The following is a 22402-nucleotide window of genomic DNA, read 5'->3' on the forward strand; positions in this document are numbered from 1 at the left end:
TTATTAGCTCTGTGAAGATAAAGATTTCAAAGTGCCAATGGCCACTTCTTTCTTTTCATGAGGTACAAAAATATGATCATGATAGAATCCTGCCACCACATTACATGAGATACCTGCCTCAGTTAAAGCCTTTGAAAAAACAGCTGTCAGTCCCACCAAGTCCAAGGATGTTTCAATGTCTAAAGTGATAAGTGCCATTGATGAACCGAATTTCAGATCATTCTCCGTTGCCATTTGGATAGGTAGAACTAAAGTAATGCCTTCATCCTCTTTGACTAATACTTTGGCTTCAGCTATCAAATTAGGATCTGGCTTCGGTAAACTCACAAAAACAAACTCCCCGTCAATGAGACGAGGAGTTAAGTTTTTCAATATTTGTTGAAGCTTGTGATCTGCCATTATTTACCTTCTCCTAACTTCAGACAATCTTCCAGGGTCAATTCTTCAGGTTTCATATCCTTTGGAATCTTCACGTTTCGTTTTCCTATTTTGATATAAGGTCCGTACCTGCCATTTAAAACAAAAACGGTATCGTTTTCAGGAAAAGCCTTTATCGTTTTCTTTGCCTCGGCAGCAAAATGCTCCTCTAGTTTTTCTACCACTCTGGCATCGTCAATAGTCAATGGATCTTCACCTTTGATATTGATGTACTTCCCTTTGTATTTGATATATGGGCCAAATCTTCCCTTGCCTACCAGCACCGCTTCGCCTTTATAATCTGCCATATCTCTAGGCAGAGCACTCTCAGGATCTTTTCGCTTTTCCTCTATGATTTCAAGAGCCCTTTCCTGGGTCACAGTAAACGGATCTTCGCCTTTTGGCAAATTATAGTATTTGCTGTTGTGAAGAATATATGGGCCATATCTTCCTTCATTCACTATGAGTGCATGATCTTCAAAAATACCTAGCTCTAATGGCAACTTAGGACCATTGATTACATCCATTGCCTCATCAAAGGTCACTGTATTAATTAATGTACCTTTTTTCAGAGAAATAAACTCAGGCTTATCTTCATCCGTGCTTTCACCAATCTGAAGATACGGGCCGTACTTCCCGATTTTTGCGAAGATTTTCTTCCCGCTTTCAGGGTGCTCCCCTAATTCAAATGAATTTCCTGAGGAAGCCTCACTATCAGAAGCCTTGTCCACTTTTACATGAAACTCCTTGTAGAACTCATCGATCATTTTCTGCCAGGATAATTTCCCATCAGCTACATCATCGAATTCGTCCTCTACTTTGGCTGTAAATTTATAATCAAGTACCTCGTCAAAATTAGCAACCAGATAGTCATTAACGATCATTCCTACGTTTGTAGGGAAGAGCTTTGCTTTTTCTGACCCAAAAGTCTCAGATCCAATATTTTCGGCGACTTCGCCACCTTCAAGCACAAACTCTTTGTAGTTTCTTTGCTGACCAGGTCTGTCTTCTTTAACTACATAATTTCTCTTAATTACCGTGGAGATGGTAGGTGCATATGTAGACGGACGTCCAATCCCTAGTTCCTCAAGCTTTTTCACCAAGCTGGCTTCTGTAAACCTGGCTGGTGGGCGACTGAAACGCTCCGTAGACTTCAGGGTTTGAAGCTGAAGATCTTGTCCCACTGATAAAGGTGGAAGCATATCCTTGTTTTCTTCGTCTTCATCATCGGTTGACTCCAGGTAAACTTTCAGGAAACCTTCAAACTTTATTACTTCACCGGTAGCATTCAGCTCTTCTTCTCGGGTAGAGATGCCCACTTTGGCAGTAGTACGTTCTATAATAGCATCACTCATCTGAGAAGCAATGGCTCTTTTCCAGATGAGTTCGTAAAGTCTCTTTTGATTTCTATCTGCTCCGGCATCTAAAACAGCAAAATCAGTAGGTCTGATGGCTTCGTGAGCTTCTTGTGCTGAATCGTTTTTGGTTTTGAAAACTCTGGTTTGCAGAAAATCATCACCATAAGCCGACTTAATCTGTGCAGAAGCACTCGCCACAGCATCCTGAGAAAGATTGGTACTATCTGTTCTCATGTAGGTAATCTTACCACTTTCATAAAGACGCTGTGCCACTTGCATGGTCTGAGCCACTGAAAAACTTAGCTTTCTGGATGCCTCTTGCTGCAAGGTAGAAGTAGTAAACGGAGGAGCCGGCTTTCTTTTGCTAGGCTTAGTCTCCAATTTATTGATCGTGAATGCCGCTTCTTTACAATCTTCAAGGAATTTCTTGGCTTCTTCTTCAGACTCAATATTCTTAGGAAGCTCAGCCTTCAGGATTTTACCTTTTTCTACCTCAAAAAGGGCAACTACTTTATATGAAGAAGTAGCTTCATGTGCTTCTATCTCACGCTCTCTTTCTACAATTATTCTTACGGCTACTGACTGTACCCTTCCTGCAGAAAGGTTGGTTCTGTCTGCTCCACCCAGTCTGATTTTCTTCCATAAAACAGGGGAAAGTTCAAAACCCACCAACCTGTCCAAAACTCTACGAGCCTGTTGAGCATTGACAAGGTCGATATCTATGCCTCTAGGACTTTGAATCGCTTTTGAAATGGCACTTTTCGTGATTTCACGAAATACTATTCTTTTGGTATCATCACCCAAACCCAAGGCTTCTTTCAAGTGCCATGAAATGGCTTCTCCTTCACGGTCATCATCGGTCGCGAGCCAGACCTCAGCTCCTTTCGCCAATTTTTTGAGTTCATTGACTACCTTCTTCTTGTCAGTAGAAATCTCATAAGTCGGTTCAAAATTATTCTCAACATCCACTCCTAACTTTTTGTTAGGCAGGTCTCTGATGTGACCAAAACTAGATTTTACCACAAAGTCTTTCCCCAGGTAACCTTCAATGGTCTTTGCCTTGGCAGGTGACTCCACAATGACAAGATTCTTTGACATAAAGTAATATTTTGCTGTGTTTTATGTGCCGTATATGGCCGCAAAGTAAGTACATTATCTATTCAAACCATAAATAGTTTTTGGCCTTACCACTCAATAAGTACCAAAAAAGTGCCAGTTTAGTTCTCAATAACAGGGAAATAGGATCTTCAAAAGTTATTCTTGGCTATCGGCAGATTGTCTAACAAAAACGAACCGAGGAGCCCCCTTTTGCGTTCTTTGGGTAGTCTGGTTAAACAAAATATTCGTTATTTTCGTGAGACAGATTTTGGACTGTGTGTTTTGTGGCACACTATTTTATGAATTAAATAAACTTAAAACATTTATGGCATCTAAAACCTTCGATATAGAAATGATCAAAGAGGTTTACGCCAGACTTGATAGCAGAGTAAAAGCTGCAAGAGAGAAAGTCGGCAAACCTCTAACACTAGCTGAAAAAATCCTTTATAACCACCTTTGGGATGGCCCGGCTTCTGAATCATACACTCGAGGAAAATCATACGTTGATTTTGCACCTGATAGAGTTGCAATGCAAGATGCTACAGCCCAAATGGCTTTATTACAGTTCATGCAGGCTGGAAAAGATAAAGTAGCGGTACCCTCTACCGCTCATGCTGATCACCTTATTCTCGCAAAACAAGGTGCTGAGGCAGATTTGCAAGAATCCATTAATAAGAATAATGAGGTATTTAACTTCCTGAGTTCTGTATGTAATAAATATGGTATAGGCTTCTGGAAACCAGGTGCCGGTATTATCCACCAGGTAGTATTAGAAAATTATGCATTTCCTGGCGGAATGATGATCGGTACAGATTCTCACACTGTAAACGCGGGTGGACTTGGAATGGTGGCCGTTGGTGTAGGTGGTGCTGATGCTGTTGATGTAATGGCTGGTATGCCGTGGGAATTAAAATTCCCGAAATTAATCGGTGTAAAACTAACTGGTGAATTGAACGGATGGACTTCTGCTAAAGATGTTATCCTTAAGGTTGCGGGTATTCTTACTGTTAAAGGTGGTACCGGGGCTATTGTAGAATATTTTGGCCCAGGTGCTGAATCTCTTTCATGTACTGGTAAAGGAACCATCTGTAATATGGGTGCTGAGATTGGTGCCACTACCTCTACTTTTGGTTACGATGAATCAATGAGAAGATATCTGAAAGCTACAGGCCGTGCTGACGTGGTAGAGCTTGCAGATGAAGTAGCAGATCATTTAACAGGTGATGCAGAGGTGTATGCAAACCCTGAACAATATTTTGATCAAGTAATTGAAATCGACCTTTCTACACTTAGTCCTCACCTAAACGGACCTTTCACTCCAGATTTGGCGACGCCAATTGCAGAGATGAGAGAAAAAGCAGAGAAAAATGGCTGGCCAATTACTGTAGAATGGGGATTGATAGGTTCTTGTACTAACTCATCGTATGAAGATTTGTCACGTGCAGCTTCTATTGCACAGCAAGCGGTAGATAAAGGACTGATTACAAAAGCAGAATTTGGTATAAACCCGGGCTCTGAACAAGTAAGATTCACAGCAGAAAGAGATGGTCTATTGAAATCATTCAATGATCTCAATGCCACCATATTTACGAACGCTTGTGGACCGTGTATTGGACAGTGGGATAGAAAAGGAGCAGATGAGCAGAAGGTGAATACCATTGTTCATTCCTTTAACAGAAACTTTAAGAAGAGAGCCGATGGAAACCCAAATACCAATGCCTTTGTAACTTCCCCTGAAATGGTGGCAGCTTTGGCTATTGCGGGTGATCTAGGTTTCAATCCTATCACAGACACTTTGACTAATAAAGATGGCCAACAGGTGAAGCTTGATCCACCTAAAGGAATGGAGCTGCCAGAGAAAGGTTTTGATGTCGAGGATAATGGCTATCAACCACCAGCAGAAGACGGTTCTGGAATTGAAGTGGTCGTTAAACCAGATTCTGATAGATTACAATTACTAACTCCATTTGAGCCATGGGATGGCAAAAATATCAATGGAGCCAAGTTGCTAATAAAGGCATACGGGAAATGTACAACAGACCATATCTCAATGGCTGGTCCTTGGTTAAGATACCGTGGTCATCTTGACAATATCTCAAATAACCTTTTGATAGGAGCTACCAATGCTTTCAATATGGAAAGTAATAGAGTAGTCAATCAATTGACAGGTGAGATCAATGATGTTCCTGGTGCTGCCAGAGCTTATAAGGCTGCAGGTGTACCTACAGTTGTTGTAGGAGATCATAACTACGGCGAAGGTTCTTCAAGAGAACACGCTGCTATGGAGCCACGTCACTTAGGTGTTAGAGCCGTGATTGTAAAATCATTTGCTCGTATACATGAGACAAACCTTAAGAAGCAAGGTATGTTAGGTCTTACTTTTGATAATGAGTCTGATTATGATTTGATCAAAGAAGATGACACGTTCAACTTTATAGATCTTGAGAATTTTGCTCCAAATGAGCAATTGACTCTGGAAGTAGTTCATGCTGATGGATCAAAAGACTTGATCAAATTGAACCATACCTATAATGCACAGCAAGTTGGTTGGTTTAAAGCAGGATCTGCACTGAACCTAATAGCTGCTGAAGCTAAAAAAGCGTAAATCAAAAATAGACAATAGAAATCCCGGCTCATTGAGTTGGGATTTTTTATTTGACTGAGAGCAAAAACAAACGCCCCATTCATTTCTGAACGAGGCGTTTGTGTATTTATGAATGCCTTGGGCAATTATGCCTGCTTCTTCGTAGGAGGTATGTAATCAAATCCATTTTGAACTTTAAGGTTATACTCAAAAAATTCCATGGCTCTTCTCACATTCTTTCTGTTGATAGCAATGAAATAAGGTCTCTGCCCTTCCTTTCTCACAAGCTTGGTATCCAGCTTATAAATCGTACCCTCAGGAAACTTAGAAATATAAGATTTAGGGCAGCTTACTTTAAGGTTACCCGGTACAGGTTGACCATCAATAGTCTCTAACCTCATTTTTGCCTTATTTGGATCAAGAATGGCCTCGGCATAGATATCCAGAAAATAACTTTTGGATAACTCAGGAACTTCGTCAACGAGAGATAACTGCATTACTTAATTCATATAGATTTCCTACAAAAATAAAATTTTTAGCAATAGAGACAAAAAACCAAATAGATATAATTGTTGGTAGCTTTTGAATAATAAATTATCTACTTTTGCACCTCGTTTCAGAAAGCACTGATAAATGGCTGAGGTTAAGATATTTTCAGGTACAAATTCCCAGTATTTAGCCAGCATGGTTGCAGACCAATATGGCATAGAGTTGGGTAAAATGTCAATCAAAAGATTTGCAGATAGTGAGATATCTGTAGCTTACGATGAATCTGTAAGAGGATGTGATGTCTTCCTGGTTCAAAGTACTTTCCCTAACGCAGATAATATCATGGAGCTATTGCTTATGATAGACGCTGCCAGAAGGGCTTCAGCTCATTATGTAGTAGCGGTTATCCCGTACTTCGGGTATGCCAGACAAGACAGAAAGGACAGACCTCGTGTGGCTGTAGGTGCCAAACTTGTGGCCAATATGCTAATGGCAGCTGGTGCAGATAGAATTATGACTCTAGACCTTCATGCCGGTCAGATTCAAGGATTCTTCGATATACCCGTAGATCACCTTGAGGGTACTTCTATTTTTGTCCCTTATCTGAAAGCGAGAAAGCTGGATAACCTCATTTTTGCATCTCCGGATGTAGGTGGAGTTTCCAGAGTAAGAAAATTTGCTACTCACTTTGACGCCGATATCGTGATTTGCGATAAGCACCGTAAAAAAGCGAACGAAATTGCTTCAATGCAGTTGATCGGTGAGGTAGAAGGAGCAAACGTTATTCTGATCGATGACTTGATTGACACTGGTGGTACTATGTGCAAAGCGGCTCAATTAATCATGGATAGAGGAGCGGCATCGGTAAGAGCCATCTGTACTCACCCTGTATTATCGCATAATGCACATGATAATATTGCGAATTCAGTACTGGAAGAGCTGATAGTAGCAGATACCATTCCTCTAAAACAGGATAATCCTAAGATAAAAGTTCTATCTACTGCAGAGCTTTTTGCTAAAGCAATAGGAAGAATTAGAGACAATGGCTCAATAAGCACGTTATTTATAAATTATCAACATCAAATTACTTTTTAACAATGAAAAAAACCGAGATTGTAGGGTATAAAAGAGCGAATCTTGGTCGTTCGGCGGCTAATCAGCTTAGAGCTGAAGGCCAGGTACCATGTGTACTTTACGGCGGCAAAGAGCAGGTTTCTTTTTACGCACCAGCTTACTTATTCCGTCCGTTGATTTATACTCCGGATGCATTCGAAGTAACCCTTAACATTGAGGGTACTGAGTATACTGCTATTCTTCAAGACAAGCAGTTCCATCCTGTGAATGACACACTGGTACACGCTGATTTCCTTGAAATCACACCGGAAAAAGTGATCAAAATTAAGGTTCCTATTCGTTTGGTAGGTACAGCTGCTGGTCTTACTCAAGGGGGTAAGCTTCAGCACAAGCTACGTCAGCTAAAAGTTAAAGGACCTGCTAATATGATTCCTGAGTACGTTGATGTAGACGTTTCTTCACTTAAACTGGGACAATCAGTTAAAGTGGAAGTTATCGATCTTCCGGGAATTGAGATTATTGACCCAACTTCTAACCCTATCGCTTCTGTGAACATCCCTAGAGCTGCTAAAATGGCTGCTGAACTGGATGAAGAAGATGAAGATGGCGAAGGAGGAGAAGAAGGAGCAGCAGAAGAATAAGCTGAAAACCTTCTTAGATAAGAAATCCCTGGTAGCAATACCGGGGATTTTTTGTTTACCGTAACTTATTGCAGCGGTAATATTTGAGTAATAGGCTTTGTATTATTTGCACTATGCAAAGTCAATACCACTTTAAAACAATCGTACTTTCAGATATTCATCTGGGTACAGCAGGCAGTAAAGCCAGAGAAGTCACTTCTTTTATCAAGCAATACTCCTGCGAAAGACTCATTCTTAACGGTGATATTATTGACGGCTGGCAGCTGAAAAAATACGGCAGCTGGAAGAAAAAGCATACGGCCTTTCTAAGAGCCATTCTCAAGACTATTGAGAAAACTAATACCAAAGTTTTTTACCTAAGAGGAAATCACGACGACTTTCTTGATCAAATGATTCCTTTTTCCATCGGGCCTAATTTCAGGATTCAAAAGGACCTGACTATTGAGTCTGCCGGCAAAAGATTTTATGTGGTCCATGGTGATATTTTTGACCTTGTCACCAAAAAAGCAAAATGGTTAGCTCATATCGGCGACCTGGGATATACCTTCCTGCTTTGGGTCAATAAGAGGTACAATCACTATAGAAGATCTAAAGGCCTACCCTACTACTCACTATCACAACGTGTGAAGCAATCTATTAAAGTGGCGGTGAATTACATTTCAGATTTTGAAGAACAGCTGGCAGAGCTAGCCAGATCAAAAGAATGTGATGGGATCATATGCGGTCATATTCATCAGCCAGCCATAAAAACATTTAACAATATTAAGTACATGAACTCAGGAGATTGGATAGAAAACCTTTCTGCTCTGGTAGAAGACCACGACGGAAACTGGGAGATTATTTACTACGCCGTACAGCGTAAGTATGAAGAGTATGATACCAGCCTTGTCAATCATAAAAATGATCAGGATGGTTATAATGATAATGAACCCGATCTGGACTTTTCTTACAGCGATTTATTCAGACTGAAATGAGACTGCTGTTGGTGGTTCAGGGAGAAGGACGTGGGCACCTTACCCAGGCCTTAAGTCTTTTTCAGCAGCTCAAAAGCTCTTCTCATGAGGTAGTTTCATGCCTAATTGGTAGAGCAAGTGCTGATGATTTTACAGGTTATGTAGAGCAAAATATGGACGTACCCGTTCATTATTTTGAAAGCCCCACACTAGCCTACAAGGCAAAAGGAAAAGGATTAAGTATCAAAGATACTGCGTTTAAAAACCTACGAAAATCAGGGACTTATGTCTCGGCACTGCGTAGTATGCATCATTGGGTTCACCAATATGAACCAGACCTTATCATTAACTTTTATGACCTATTATGTGGCCTATACCAATTAAGGTATGCACGTTCAGCACCTCCAATGGTCTGTATAGCCCATCAATACCTCCTGCTTCATCCTCAGTTTGAGTTTCCTCAAGGTAAATGGATTGACAAATTCTTGATAAACCTAAACAGTAGACTCACAGCACTACGAGCCAGGAAGCTATTCGCACTTTCATTTACTAATGTAGAAAAGGCAAAGAAAATCGTCAGTGTGCCTCCTCTTATCAGAAATGAGGTTATGGAGCACCAGACAGGGGAATTAAACTATTATCTCGCCTACATGACGAACCCTGATCTGCTTCAGCAATTAGCAGACTGGCATTTAAATCATCAGGATTTGGAATTTCACTGTTTCATTAAAACTGAGCAAGAGGGAGAAGTATGCCAGTGGCATAAAAATCTTTTTGTTCATAAGCTTAACGCCTCAAAATTTCTACGTCTAATGGCCAATGCCAAAGCCCTGATTACTACGGCTGGTTTTGAGTCTGTATGTGAGGCCATTTATTTTGACAAACCGATCATGATGGTTCCTGTTCCTAATCACTTTGAGCAAGCCTGCAATGCTCATGATGCTCAGAACTTCGGTGCCGGTATTGCTCAGCAAAGATTTGAACTGGAAGAATTCTTTTCTTATCTCAAAGAACACAAAAGTCCTTCAAAAGTATTTAGAAATTGGCTAAATGATCATAGAGATAGAATCATTAGCGAGTTAGACCTTTTAGAGCTTAGTCTAAACTAATTACAGCTTCTCACCTAGGCAGGCATGGGAAAACTATAATACCAAAGCATAAAGAGGAATAGGGCTATTTGCGGCCAATATTGCTCAGTAAACTCTCTTCCCTTGTTGATGATATCCTTCATAACCTTTAAGATTTACTCAAAGGTATCTTCCAAATATTAGCTAAAATTTAACTCAATATTAGGAAACAAAAAACCCCGAAATCTTCGGGGCCTTTGCGTTCACCAATATGAATCAAGTTTAATACGTCATTTAGTTTTGGTTATAAAGAATAACCAAGGCTCATGCCGAATGATCTTCCAGGTTTGAACAAGTCATACACCTGTGAAGTAGCATTAAAGCCTTCATAGAAACGCTGTCTTTTGGCGTTCAGCAGGTTATTTGCTGAGAAGCTAACTGAACCTCTTTTTGCCTTACCAAAGCGTTTTGTTGTTTTAAAATTCAATGAATTAAATGGCATTTCGAATACATCCGGGTTACGACCTATCCCTACTACAGATAATCTCTTTCCTTGAACGTTATAACTTACGTTTGCTTCAAAACCACTTTCTTCCTGATTGAAAGTCAGGTAACCATTAACGATGTATGGCGACTGACCTTGTAACTGACGAGTTTCTTTAATTTCCTCATCAAGACGAGCATTTTCCAGTCTTGACTCGTACTCGTTAGGGTTCATTTCTACTTGAGAATATACCATGGTAATATTGGCTCCAAGGCTTAAAGGAAACTCAGAACCCACCTGGATCCCTAAGTTCTTTCTTAATTCTAATTCTGCACCAGCTACCTGAGCTCTACCCACGTTACGTGGCTGAATATTATTTGGAGCAGCCTGGCTATAAGCTACCACCTCGATAGGATCTCTAAATGTTTTATAGAAACCACTGGCTGAGATCATCTGACCTTTGTCCATGAATTTCTCAAGACGAACGTCGTAGTTCATGATCTTTGTCTGAACCAGGTTACGGTTACCAATGAAGGTACGGTCTGACAGAGCATCATAAATCTGAGAAATTGATGCCTCTTTAAATGATGGTCTGGCCAAAGTTCTAGCCACTGCCAAACGAAGGTTAGTTTTCTCTTTAAGAGCATAAACAAAGTTTGCTGAAGGAAGCAAGTTGATGGCTTCGTTAATTTTTTCGTTATCGAAAACCTCATCACCAAGGTTACTTTGACCTGTATAATAGTGATCAAACTTCTCAACTCTCAAACCGTAGATGGCTTTCAACTTTTCTGATAAGCTGATTTCATTCATTACGTATGCTGCAGCAATATTTTGAGTGGCGTCGTATGTATTGGCGGGTTCAAAGTTACCTACTACGTAAACTCCAATGTTTGTTTCCGGATTCCAGATATTTTCAGGAGAAAGGATCGCATTAGGATCACCTTTGATGTCTAATTGACTCTGACCTCTTATATTAAATACGTACTGGAAAATCTCGTAATTTCTATTTTTCAAAGTATTAGCTACACCAAACTTTAGTTTCGCATCGCCATAGTTGGTCACAAACTTCTTAGTGAAATCAATTCTCCCACTGAAGTTTTCCTCTTCCAGATTTCTGTAAAGTCTTCTTGGCTGAGCACCTTCAGAGGGCTCTATGCTATACTCGCCTTCATCTAATCTGAAAGGTGTTACTCTAACATCCTTATCTTCTATTCTACTTAAAGTAGGAGAAATACTCCAGTCAATTCTAAAATCATCACTGTTACCAAAAGAGTGCTCACCTTTTAGGTTAAAATTGGTGATTGACCTTTCAGAATATTCCAGGTTATCCTGAACAAGGAATGACGAGTTGAAAATAAATGTCTCTTGTGTGAATAAACCGGCAGTGCTTTCTCCATTCTGAATATGAAGGGCATTTAAAGCCAGTTTATGCTTATCAAATTTTACAGCAATTCCAGCCAAACCACTAGCTAATACGTTATTCTTACCTAATGCACCTTTCTGAGCTTGGTTCAGCTCAAAGTCATAGTCGGTAGATGGGTCAAAACCTTTAATGTAGGCATTGTACTGCACCTCTTCAAAGAATTGAGTTTCGTTTCTGTAGTTTGCCGCCACATTATAACCGATAGTCATTTTCTTTAAACCAATCTGATTTCCGTGAGATAATGAAGCATTGAAATCCATTGGGCTTGTGGCCGCCATTACTCCTAATTCCGGATTAAATCTCTCTGTCAAAACCTTTAGTGAAGCATCTCTTTCTGCAATCGAAGGAATCTCCTGCTTAGGATTAACATTCAAACTACGCTGACCATCATCAAAACCTAACCAGTCTGTTGAACTCTTTTGACCGCTGATATAATTATCATTAAAGTGCATACTCGGGTTGTAAGAACCACCCACAGAAATTGCAAATGACTTTTCTAATGGAAAATCTTTTGTTGTGATATCAACAATACCTCCTGTGAAATCACCTGAAAGGTTCGGAGAAGCCGTTTTCATCACTACCATATTATCAATGATATTGGTAGGGAAAAGGTCCATCTGAATTGTATTTCTGTCTGGATCAAGGCCTGGCACATCTAAGCCATTCAAAATAGTTTTGGTATACCTATCTCCTAAACCTCTTACAAATACGTATTTACCACCTTCAACAGAAACACCTGTTACTCTCTTGATGGCACCTGCAGCATCGCTATCACCTATTCTTCTAAATGTTTGCTTAGAAATACCATCCATCATGTTAGGTGATTTACGCTGAAGCGTCAAAAGAGCAGACTCACTATTTTTAACAATGTTTGCCTTCACAACTACCTCCTGTAGAACTGTAGCATCGTTACCCATTTTAATGTCCAGGATATTAACCTCACCTTCTTTAACAATAACGTCTTCTATAGTGGTGGTGGTAAATCCTACATAAGTAACTTCTAAAGAATATACACCTGGAGCCAGGTCTACTGAATAAATACCATCTAGGTCGGTATTTACTCCTTGCTGAGCTTCCTTCACAAATACTGTAGCAAAAGGAAGTGTTTCTCCATTATTACTATCAGTGATAGTACCTCTAATTGTACCCAATTGGGCAAAAGTGGAGAAGGCACTCAATGAACCTGCAAAGAGGATCATTAACGTGACAAATTTCTTAATTGATTTCATATTGGTTTTATTATACTTGATTTTGAAGAAGGGTGGAGTACGAGCCTCCACCCTTTATTTTGATTCATTAAAATCCTTCCAAAGCACCTTTCGATGCAGCGAACGTCCAGTCGAAGTTTGCAGGATCTGCACCTACAGTTCTTGTAGTTACAGCAGAGTTAGCACCTGTCATATCAGCCTTAAATTTGGCATCGTCACCGTTTTCTGCCTTATCAGCAAAAATGCTGGCGAAATCAGTTACAGCAGCAGGAAGCATGAACTCATTACCAGAGATGATAATTTTACCGGCAGCGTAGTTTGCAGAAACACCGTCGTTATCAAGCTCCATATCTTCACCTTCACCGAAGTTGAAGAAGTAGTTATTTAGAAGGCTACCTTGAGCGTTTGATCTCCAGTCAGCATACTCACCAGACATACCTTTTAGTGAGCTGTTTTGGAATGTAAACATTCCACCATCATTGATTGAGTTTTCCGGTCCATCGATCTCTAGAGCGTGATCAGAATCAGCACCAGCGATGTAAATAGAACCATCTACTGTACCAGAATAAGTTTGGTCAATATCGTAGCCATCATCACCCTGACCCCAAACTAAACCACCAGTAAGGTTTACAGAACCACCGAAGAACTCGATACCATCATCAAGGTTACCTACAACCTCAACCATTTCGAATACTGTACCGTTACCAACACCACCAAGAGTGATACCGTTGATTTCGTTACCATCACCGATAAGAACACCGCCGTGTCTTACAGATACATATTTAATTACACCTGAATTATCATTGATGTCAGATCCACCATATGCACCATAAGTATCATCAGCAGGAATACCTTCGATTTGTGCTTCAGCACCAGAACCAGCAGAAATTGGAGCATTTCCAAGAATGATAAGACCACCCCAAAGTTGGTTGATCGTTTCATCAAGGTTAGATCCGAATTTTTCACCGATTTGAATATTATCATCGATAGAAGTAAGTACAATAGGAGCATCAGCAGTACCTTCTGCCATCAGCTTTCCACCTCTAGCTACGATAAGTGCAGAAGCAAGTGAACCAACACCCTTAGCACCTTTGATGATGGTTCCTGGTTCGATAGTTAATGTAGCACCGTTATCAACAACTACCTTACCTTGTAAAATGTACATTTTATCAGCCGTCCAGGTTTCATCTTCAGAGATCAAACCAGCTTTAGAGATTTCTGTTTCTTCAACAGCCTCTAATACACAATCTCCATTAGAACAGATATATCCTTCAGGACATGTAACATCCGCACATGGGTCAGTTACCAATGCAACACAATTACAGTCAATCGTTAGTACTTCATTTTCACCACATACCGTAGTACAGCCATCTACTTCTTCACAAGAAGACATTGTAAAAGAAACCAAGGCCAACATTGAGAAGGCTAAACCTTTGATAAATTTCATGTTTGGGAAATAATTAATGAGTTTGATTAAAAATAGCTTTAGACTAAGAGTACATGCTTTGTTATAATATTCTTGATTTTGATTCACTCAGCTATATAGTTCTTACGCCTGTTAAATAATTCGCTGCAAAAGTAGATTCCCTATATTAAGCTAATGTTAAGCCGAGGTTACAGTTCTGTTAAAACCACTCACTAAAAACTTTGGACGAAATTGGGTTTTGTAGGCACGAATGTGAATTTTTGTGAAGCAAATAAGGTTATCCAATTGACATATGGAAAATACCAGTAAATAAACTAAATTGTAAGTACTTGATAATGCTCAAACAAAGACGTATATAGGTATTGAATTAGAAAAATCGGGCAATTTTAATGACAAAAATTTGCTTGATGTCGACACTAATTTTACCTTTGAGCGTTATCTAATCAGGAAATAAAAATATTTAAGATAAAAGTTGTGTGGATTTAGTAGCGGGAAAGGCTGGAACATTTTGTTCCAGTCCTTTTTTTTTGCCCAAATCCCACATTTTCTTAATGTATCTGCATGTTTTCCGAAACAAAAAACTACTTCCGGCTCATTCTAAATGACAGTGAAATTGATGCTGATTGGATACATAATTTAACAATAAGCCTAAACCGTTCTGCTAGTGGTTATCTTGAGGTCATGAAGAACCCAACAATTAAATATCTCAAATTCAGATTCCAGCAATCGAGATTTTAAATTGAATTAGAGAAAAGGGAGCTCATTCTTTACGGGAAGAAGAAACAATTAGCTACAGAATAATAGAGTAGCTCCAATGTCTTAAGTATTTTTTTTAGATGTAGAAAGACATAGATTTCTCTTAGGTTTCTAGTCAGGGTGGCAAGATTTGATCGGGGACGCCTAGTCGGGAACTCTCAGTCTTGCGAGCTTTTGATCCCCAAATCTATTTCAATCAAACCAAACGGCCTAAAAACTAAAAATCCCGAGATTTCTCAAAGACTTCTTATCGGGGTGGCAAAGTTCGATCGGGGACGCCTAGTCTTGCTAGCTTTTGATCCCAAAATCTATTTCAATCAAACCAAACGGACTAAAAACAAAAAAGCCCGAGATTTCTCTCAGGCTTTTTGTCATGGTGGCAAGATTCGATCGGGGACGCCCAGTCGGGGACGCCTAGTCTTGAGGGCTTTTGATCCCAAAATCTATTTCAACCAAACCCAACAGACTAAAAACAAAAAAGCCCGAGATTTCTCTCAGGCTTCTTGTCGGGGTGGCAAGATTCGAACTTGCGACCTTCTGCTCCCAAAGCAGACGCGATAACCGGGCTACGCTACACCCCGAATATTTTAAAGTTCTGTGTTTGAGTGGCTCTCTCGTCTCCCAAACACTCCTTTGCGGAGGGAGCGGGATTCGAACCCGCGGTACCATTGCTGGTACGTCAGTTTAGCAAACTGGTGGTTTCAGCCACTCACCCATCCCTCCTTTCGTCGAAACGGAGTGCAAATATACAGCAATCTTTTCCTTTCTGTCAATATCAAACTTAAAAAAAATCAGACTTTTTTAATCCTTGTTTTTCAAGACCATGAAAATCAACCATTTACGTATTCAGGCCATTAGAATAAAGTTTTTAGATCTTTCTTTTGTCAAAAAAATATTTAAAAAGTACCATTAAAACAGCCTCTTTCATTCCTTTCTCTTTGAATAGTCTAATTTTAATATCTCAGTATAATCCTTAAATTTGCAAATCTGTTTTTACCAAAGTGTAAAAACATTAGGTTTTAACTAAAACTCAGCGTTAATGGTACAAGACATCTTTGACAAAGTTGCTAATAATATGGGGCCTATCGGCTCTCACGCTCACTACTCACACCACTATTATTCTTTCCCTAAACTTACCGGACCATTAGGACCGTACATGAACTTCGGTGGAAAGCGTATGTTAAACTGGTCTTTGAATAATTATCTTGGCCTGGCTACTCACCCTGAAGTAATGGAAGCTGACCGTGCTGCTACTGAGGAATACGGCCTTGCCTACCCAATGGGTGCCAGAATGATGACGGGTAATACTGATCTTCATGAAGAGTTTGAAAGGCAGTTGGCAGATTTCGTAGGGCAGGAAGATGCCTTCTTGCTGAACTACGGTTATCAGGGCGTAATGTCTGCTGTAGAAGCAATGGTAGACTTCAAAGATGTTATCGTTTATGATGCAGAGAGTCACGCTTGTTTAATAGACGGTGTAAGACTTCACAAAGCCAAGGGCGGTAAAACATACACCTTCAGACATAACGATATGGCTAGTCTGGAGAAAAACTTGATCAGGGCTACAAAAATTGCTGAAGATCAAGGCGGTGGAATTCTGGTAGTAACCGAAGGGGTATTTGGTATGTCGGGTGTTGTAGGTTCTCTGGATAAAATCGCTGAACTGAAGAAAAAATATACATTCAGACTTTTAGTAGATGATGCTCACGGTTTTGGAACAATGGGCGAAACAGGCTCTGGTGTGCCTGAACACTTTGGTGTCCAAGATGCTGTAGATATTCACTTCTCAACTTTTGCGAAATCTATGGCCATGGTAGGTGCTTTTGTGGCTGCCAAAAAAGAAATCATCATGTACCTTAAGTACAATATGAGATCTCAGACATATGCCAAAGCCCTTCCGATGCCGTTTGTTAAAGGTGGTTTGAAGCGTTTAGAGCTGATCAAAAAGCACCCAGAACTAAAAGATAATTTATGGAAGGTGGTTAATGCCCTTCAAAATGGCTTTAAGGAGCGTGGATTTGATATCGGTAGAACAGAGAGCTGTGTAACACCAGTTTTCTTACATGGAGAATATGATTTACCAACCGTTACAAATCTGATCAGAGATATGAGAGAAAACATGAATGTTTTCTGTTCAATTATCGTCTATCCTGTTGTTCCTAAGGGAGTTATACTGCTTAGAATTATCCCTACGGCCTCTCACACCTTAGAAGATGTGAATTACACAATGGACTGTTTTGAGGTGGTGCAGAGAAAGCTACAAGCAGGTGAGTATGCCCCTAAAGCAAAAGTAGAAGCATAGTAAAATCCTCGGATTTATAGCGTATAAATTACAAAAATGCCCTCAGAAGTGTTCTGAGGGCATTTTTTTGATAAGGTTTTTCTAATATTTTTTTAGAAATATTCAATAATTGCTCTAAATTGCGTGGGTTAACTAAATTTTAAACTCAAACCCTGCTATACGATGAACAAGTATAACGAACTATTGAATCTGGTAGAATCAATGAAGGAAGACTTCGAGAAATTCTACGATAAAAACAACAAAGCTGCTGGTACAAGAGTTAGAAAAGGCATGCAAGCACTTGCTGTTTTTGCTAAGGATACTAGAAAAGAAGTACAAGACATGAAAAATGCTGAGTAATTAGCACAAGTGAATCTTGCAAAAATATTAAAAGCTCCCCTCTGGGGAGCTTTTCTTTTTAATAGAGTTCGGTATTCTTCAAAGTACCTGTACCTCTGATCGTTATTTTACCAGTCTCAGGATCAAAAACTTCTGTGGCTATTTCGGCGATATGCTTACCTTCTCTGATATTCACCACTTTGAAAATCACCTCATACTCTTTACCTACAAACATTGGTCTTAAATACTCGGTCTCTTGTTTGAGATAAATTGAGCCTGGGCCTCCTGGTTCGTTCATACCCAAATACTTGGTAAACACTGAGCTACTTAAATGGCCATGAATAATCGGCTTACCAAAACGAGTGGTAGCGGCATATTCGGGGTCTGTATGAATAGGATTATGATCTCCAGTTAGCTCAGCAAAGGTATTTACCTGCTCTTGAGAAAAACTAAAGGTATGTTTATAAGTAGAGCCAACCGGTATTTTTTTTGATTCCATAGATTGAAAAGTGGTTTATTTCTAATTTTGCTCAAAAGTAATTCCTAGACCTTGTCAAAACAACCCATACTTTTTGTGATTAATCCGAATGCTGGAACGCAAAGGCAAAAGGGTGGTTTTAAGGAACTCATCAAAAAGCATCTCAATCTTGGTTGTTTTGACCCTATCATTGAGTTTACGCAATACGCCAGACATGCAACTGAGCTTACAGATGAATACATGGCCAAAGGCATCACGGAATTTGTGGCCGTGGGAGGTGACGGCACGATCAATGAAATTGCAAAGCACCTGATCCATAAAAAGGCAAATCTCAGTATTATTTCTAAAGGCTCTGGTAATGGCCTGGCCAGGCATCTTAAACTCCATGAGAGCGATATAGCCGCTCTTCAAAAACTGCACCTAAGAAAGCCAACTAAGATCGATGTCGGTTACCTGAATGGACTACCCTTTTTATGTACAGCCGGTGTAGGCTTTGATGCCTATTGTGCTCATAGATTTCATCAGGAACCGGGGAACAGAGGTATTCAAAACTATATCAAGACTGGCTTTAAGTCATACTTTGATTATGATGGCATATGGGTAAAAAAAGGCTCTGAGTATGAGCATTTGTTCTCCTTGAGTTTTGGAAATGCAGCACAGTTTGGCAATAATGCTTTTATAGCACCGCTGGCTGTGATCAATGATGGACTCATTGATTGTGCTAAAATCAAGACGCACCCAATGCTGTACACTGTAGATCTGGGTCAAAGGCTTTTCACTAAAACACTTCACAAATCGTCCTATGTGAGTTATGAGCAGAAAAGCTGTTTTGAATTTGACTTAAAAAACAAAGAATTTGTTCATATAGACGGTGAAGCATTGCCCATGAAATACGATAATATAAAGGTGGAGATTGCTGAAAAAGCATTAAGTATACGGATATGAGTAAGAAAAAAGGAAAGAATAAAAACAGAGTTGGTGTAGTGTATTCCACTAACCCCGATTTTGAATATCAGGAAAATGGAACGGAGGAATCTGAAACGGCGGATGCTAATCAGCAGCAACTAAAAATATGGCTCGATAGAAAAGGTGGGAATAAGGTAGTTTCCAGAGTTGCTGAGTTTCAAGGAAATGCGTTTGATCTGGCTATTCTTAAAAAAGAGCTGCAGTCTGCCTGCGGAAGCGGAGGCACAGTAAAAGATGGTGAAATACTGATTCAAGGTGATCACAGAGATAAAATCTTAAAGTATCTGACAGAGAAGGGTTACGGAGTCAAAAAAGCCGGAGGGTGACCTACCTGTTTAACGTTTCTTAACAGCACTTTTTAAACAAAATGATTCCCTAAGCTGTTATTTCGGGGTAATCAAACCCCATATCATATGAAAAGTGTTTTGTCAGTTTTAATGCTGTTATGCTTTCAGATTGGCACAGCTCAAATTACCAGAAATCCGGAAGTCAGCCGAAAGTCTTCCTCCGACACCTTCATTAACAGAATCACCATTACCGAAGACTACACCGTAGTGGCGATGCAGTACGTTTCCAAAGATCAAAAAGAATCTTTAAAGGACTATATCGATAGCAATCCTGAATTAAAGGAGAGGCTTTCACAGATGCCTCCGATGATGAGGAACATGATGCTACAGCAAATGCTGCAACAAAGCGGTGGTGTAAGTACCATAAGTATTCAGCCTAGTTCTTTTTTGCAAAGCAATGACGGCAAAAAATTTAAATTCGTGAAGGCTACGAATATTCCTGTAGCTCCTGAACGTCAGGAAGTAGAGTCTGATAAAAAATATTTCTTTCGGGTGTATTTTGAGAAGCTAGATCCGGGCGTTGAAGTAGTAGATTTAATAGAAAATGAGAATGCCACAAACGGTGACATGACTTACTGGAACTTCTATGGAGTTAAGGTCAATAATCCGGCAAATGGGAGTCCTGTGGCTGAAGAAGATGAGGACGTCATTGAAAGTAAAGCAGCAGGCTCTTTTATTTTAAGCGGTAAAGTTTTTGATAACGAAACTGACAAACCGATAGCCGCTAAAATTGTCTGTAAAATCAAAGGCAAAAGCACTGCATTTGACTCGTTATATACTTCCAAATCAGGCTACTATGAATTTTTACTTCAGCCCGAAAACTTCGTTTATATCGTTTCTGCTCCGGGTTATGAGAACTACGAACAAGCCTTAGACCTTAAAAACTGGAGCAAGAATATTGATCAGGACTTTTACCTGAACCCGACCAAAAAAGTAGAATCTACGGATGAAGAATCTAAAGAGGAGACAGTCAAAGAAGTTCTAACTGAAGAAGCGATAGACGAAGAAATAATTGAGGCAGAGGAACTAGAAAAGGTGGACGAGAACACTTTTAGATTGAATAATGTCTATTTCTTCACAGGGAAAGCCGAAATTTCGAATTCTTCTTATCGGGAACTGAAGAAACTGTTAAAATTAATGACAGACAACCCGGAAATGAAAATCAGAGTGGATGGGCATACCGATAATCAAGGCGACCCAGATTTAAACTTACAGTTATCCATTGACAGAGCTAAAGCTGTGAGAAACTACCTGATAAAAGAAGGGATAAAAGAGGATAGAGTTGAAATCAAAGGTTGGGGTGAATCAAAACCTTTGACAGATAATTCAACGGAGGTAAAACGTCAGAAAAACAGAAGAGTAGAGATCGTGATCCTTGATTGATCACGATCTACTCTTTGAGTTTTATTTAATACCTCCCATCATTTTAGAGATAGGCTTGCTAAGCAATAGAATAATTACACCTATGATGAGTGTGGCCCAAACTACTGACATAAACAGTTCTGGCATAGCGGCCAGATTGCCTTCATCAAAATTACCTGCAAAAAGGCCTCCGATTAAGTTACCCATAGAGGTAGCCACAAACCAAATCCCCATTAACTGACTCAAAAACTTCTTTGGAGCCAATTTGGTAAATGTACTCAGCCCTACAGGAGATAGGAAAAGCTCTCCTAGTGTGTGGAACAAGTAAGTTAATGTCAAGAACATAGCAGAGGCTTTTACACCAGTCACGGCTACTTCTGCACCTTTTACCATGATCCAGTAGCCGAATGCCAGTAACAAAAGAGCTACTCCAAACTTGGCAGGAGCAGAAAAGTTAATATTTCTCTTATCCAGGAATACCCAAAGAGCCCCAACTACAGGAGCAAACATTAGAATAAAGGCTGCATTGAAATTCTGAAACCAGCTGGAAGGCATGCCAAAAGGCAATTCTGAGTGTCTGTCGGCAAAGATCTGTAATGTAGAACCTTGCTGCTCAAAACCAGCCCAGAAAGCTACAGCACCAATAAAGAGAACTACCAAAACCCCTACCCTTCTTTGCTCTACCGGGGTTAGCCCGGAGGCAAAAATCATATTCAGGAAATAAATCGGTAATAATGTAGCAATGATGATCCCTATAGAGCGAACCACTTCTTCTTTACCACCCCACTCAAATAGTCCGGTCACCTGGAAACCAATAATGGCCACAGCATAGATGCCAAATAGGATGTAAGTCAATGTTTTGTTCTTGGATTGAATATCATCGCCTTCAGAAACATCTTTGGCTTTAGGATGCATTCCTTTATCACCCAGGTACTTATTGGCGAAAATCTTGTATACAACAAGACCGAGGAACATGGCCACTGCTGCTGCACCAAAACCGTAATGCCAGCCAACTTTCTGACCAAGGTAACCGACGATAGTGATACCAAGTAAGGAACCAAGATTAATACCCATGTAGAAAATGGAGAAAGCAGCATCTCTTTTACCTCCACCTTCCGGATAAAGCTCTGATACCACTGTACTAATATTGGGCTTCAATAATCCTGTTCCAAAAGCTACTACGGCAAGACCAAGAAAAAAGAGCATTTGACCAGCAGGAAAAGCCAAAATTATGTGGCCTATCATGATGACGATTCCACCCCACCAAATGGCTTTTCTTTGACCTATCACATTATCAGCTACCCAGCCACCTGGTAAAGAAAGCAGATAAACAGAGGCCGTGTATAAGCCATAAACTGCTCCACCGTCACCTTCATTCAGACCTAAACCACCTTGGGCAGAATCCAATAAGAAAAGGAGTAGTATAGCACGCATACCGTAATAGCTGAAGCGTTCCCACATTTCTGTAAAAAACAGAACATAAAGGCCAAGTGGGTGGCCGAAAAGAGTTTTTTCTTTTACGCTCATAAAGAGTTAGAGTTATTCAGTTTTTAGTTTGTATTCTGTCAAAAATACAAAAAAAACTAAGTCATAAATGGCGATCAACCTTCAGGATATTTTATGGATAGTTCGCAATCATTAGTTCCCACCT

The 22402-nt window shown here is 39.9% G+C and carries 17 protein-coding genes and 2 tRNA genes; 10 read left to right on the plus strand and 9 right to left on the minus strand.

The window, feature by feature from the left end:
- Window positions 1–3 precede the first annotated feature (3 nt).
- Window positions 4–399 (minus strand): ACT domain-containing protein, encoded by a 396-nt coding sequence (locus ACUXV0_RS05710; RefSeq protein ID WP_446192108.1) that lies wholly within the window; start codon window positions 397–399, stop codon window positions 4–6.
- The gene (gene topA, locus ACUXV0_RS05715) at window positions 399–2873 is read right to left on the minus strand and encodes a type I DNA topoisomerase (protein ID WP_446192109.1); all 2475 of its coding nucleotides are present in this window, start codon (window positions 2871–2873) and stop codon (window positions 399–401) included. The genes ACUXV0_RS05710 and topA overlap by 1 nt, the downstream gene beginning before the upstream one ends.
- A gap of 325 nt (window positions 2874–3198) precedes the next feature.
- On the opposite strand from topA, the gene ACUXV0_RS05720 reads away from it, so the two are divergent.
- Window positions 3199–5478: an aconitate hydratase gene (locus ACUXV0_RS05720; protein WP_446192110.1), complete on the plus strand. Its 2280-nt coding sequence runs from the start codon at window positions 3199–3201 to the stop codon at window positions 5476–5478.
- Between the two features lie 125 nt (window positions 5479–5603).
- Here ACUXV0_RS05720 and ACUXV0_RS05725 read toward each other — a convergent pair whose 3' ends face one another.
- Complete coding sequence (locus ACUXV0_RS05725; RefSeq protein ID WP_446192111.1) at window positions 5604–5954, minus strand: hypothetical protein; 351 nt, start codon at window positions 5952–5954, stop codon at window positions 5604–5606.
- 136 nt (window positions 5955–6090) lie between these two features.
- Here ACUXV0_RS05725 and ACUXV0_RS05730 point away from each other — a divergent pair, with 136 nt between their 5' ends.
- The 4 genes from ACUXV0_RS05730 to ACUXV0_RS05745 all read left to right on the plus strand — a co-directional run bounded on the left by ACUXV0_RS05730 (window position 6091) and on the right by ACUXV0_RS05745 (window position 9723).
- Window positions 6091–7041 carry a ribose-phosphate pyrophosphokinase gene (locus tag ACUXV0_RS05730; protein WP_446192112.1) on the plus strand — a complete coding sequence of 317 codons (951 nt, stop codon included), beginning with the start codon at window positions 6091–6093 and terminating at the stop codon, window positions 7039–7041.
- A gap of 2 nt (window positions 7042–7043) precedes the next feature.
- Window positions 7044–7661 carry a 50S ribosomal protein L25/general stress protein Ctc gene (locus ACUXV0_RS05735; RefSeq protein WP_446192113.1) on the plus strand — a complete coding sequence of 206 codons (618 nt, stop codon included), beginning with the start codon at window positions 7044–7046 and terminating at the stop codon, window positions 7659–7661.
- A gap of 113 nt (window positions 7662–7774) precedes the next feature.
- The gene (locus tag ACUXV0_RS05740) at window positions 7775–8635 is read left to right on the plus strand and encodes a UDP-2,3-diacylglucosamine diphosphatase (protein ID WP_446192114.1); all 861 of its coding nucleotides are present in this window, start codon (window positions 7775–7777) and stop codon (window positions 8633–8635) included.
- Window positions 8632–9723, plus strand: a complete 1092-nt coding sequence (locus ACUXV0_RS05745) for a glycosyltransferase family protein (RefSeq protein ID WP_446192115.1) — start codon at window positions 8632–8634, stop codon at window positions 9721–9723. Before ACUXV0_RS05740 ends, ACUXV0_RS05745 begins: the two co-directional genes overlap by 4 nt.
- A 262-nt stretch (window positions 9724–9985) precedes the next feature.
- Here the strand turns inward: ACUXV0_RS05745 and ACUXV0_RS05750 are convergent, their stop codons facing one another.
- From ACUXV0_RS05750 to ACUXV0_RS05765, 4 genes are all read right to left on the minus strand, one after another.
- Window positions 9986–12817, minus strand: a complete 2832-nt coding sequence (locus ACUXV0_RS05750; protein ID WP_446192116.1) for a TonB-dependent receptor domain-containing protein — start codon at window positions 12815–12817, stop codon at window positions 9986–9988.
- A 67-nt stretch (window positions 12818–12884) separates the two neighbouring features.
- Window positions 12885–14243, minus strand: coding sequence for a hypothetical protein (locus ACUXV0_RS05755; protein ID WP_446192117.1), 1359 nt, complete (start codon window positions 14241–14243; stop codon window positions 12885–12887).
- 1241 nt (window positions 14244–15484) lie between these two features.
- Window positions 15485–15559 (minus strand) — tRNA-Pro (locus ACUXV0_RS05760).
- Window positions 15560–15614: 55 nt separating this feature from the next.
- Window positions 15615–15701: transfer RNA gene (locus tag ACUXV0_RS05765), tRNA-Ser, on the minus strand.
- A gap of 316 nt (window positions 15702–16017) precedes the next feature.
- Between ACUXV0_RS05765 and ACUXV0_RS05770 the strand changes: the two genes are divergently transcribed.
- Together ACUXV0_RS05770 and ACUXV0_RS05775 are read left to right on the plus strand one after the other, a co-directional pair.
- Window positions 16018–17280: an aminotransferase class I/II-fold pyridoxal phosphate-dependent enzyme gene (locus ACUXV0_RS05770; RefSeq protein WP_446192118.1), complete on the plus strand. Its 1263-nt coding sequence runs from the start codon at window positions 16018–16020 to the stop codon at window positions 17278–17280.
- 162 nt (window positions 17281–17442) lie between these two features.
- Entirely contained in the window at window positions 17443–17619 is a 177-nt protein-coding gene (locus tag ACUXV0_RS05775; protein ID WP_446192119.1) for a histone H1, read from the plus strand.
- A 58-nt stretch (window positions 17620–17677) separates the two neighbouring features.
- Here ACUXV0_RS05775 and ACUXV0_RS05780 read toward each other — a convergent pair whose 3' ends face one another.
- On the minus strand, window positions 17678–18097 hold the full coding sequence (locus ACUXV0_RS05780; RefSeq protein WP_446192120.1) for a MaoC family dehydratase: 420 nt from the start codon (window positions 18095–18097) through the stop codon (window positions 17678–17680).
- Window positions 18098–18148: 51 nt separating this feature from the next.
- Between ACUXV0_RS05780 and ACUXV0_RS05785 the strand changes: the two genes are divergently transcribed.
- The 3 genes from ACUXV0_RS05785 (at window position 18149) to ACUXV0_RS05795 (ending at window position 20772) form a co-directional block, all read left to right on the plus strand.
- Window positions 18149–19021 (plus strand): diacylglycerol/lipid kinase family protein, encoded by an 873-nt coding sequence (locus ACUXV0_RS05785; RefSeq protein WP_446192121.1) that lies wholly within the window; start codon window positions 18149–18151, stop codon window positions 19019–19021.
- Complete coding sequence (locus tag ACUXV0_RS05790; RefSeq protein ID WP_446192122.1) at window positions 19018–19368, plus strand: translation initiation factor; 351 nt, start codon at window positions 19018–19020, stop codon at window positions 19366–19368. Before ACUXV0_RS05785 ends, ACUXV0_RS05790 begins: the two co-directional genes overlap by 4 nt.
- Window positions 19369–19455: 87 nt before the next feature.
- On the plus strand, window positions 19456–20772 hold the full coding sequence (locus ACUXV0_RS05795; RefSeq protein WP_446192123.1) for an OmpA family protein: 1317 nt from the start codon (window positions 19456–19458) through the stop codon (window positions 20770–20772).
- Between the two features lie 21 nt (window positions 20773–20793).
- Here the strand turns inward: ACUXV0_RS05795 and ACUXV0_RS05800 are convergent, their stop codons facing one another.
- Entirely contained in the window at window positions 20794–22278 is a 1485-nt protein-coding gene (locus ACUXV0_RS05800) for a peptide MFS transporter (RefSeq protein WP_446192124.1), read from the minus strand.
- Window positions 22279–22402 lie beyond the last annotated feature (124 nt).

The organism is Jiulongibacter sp. NS-SX5 (assembly GCF_052828545.1).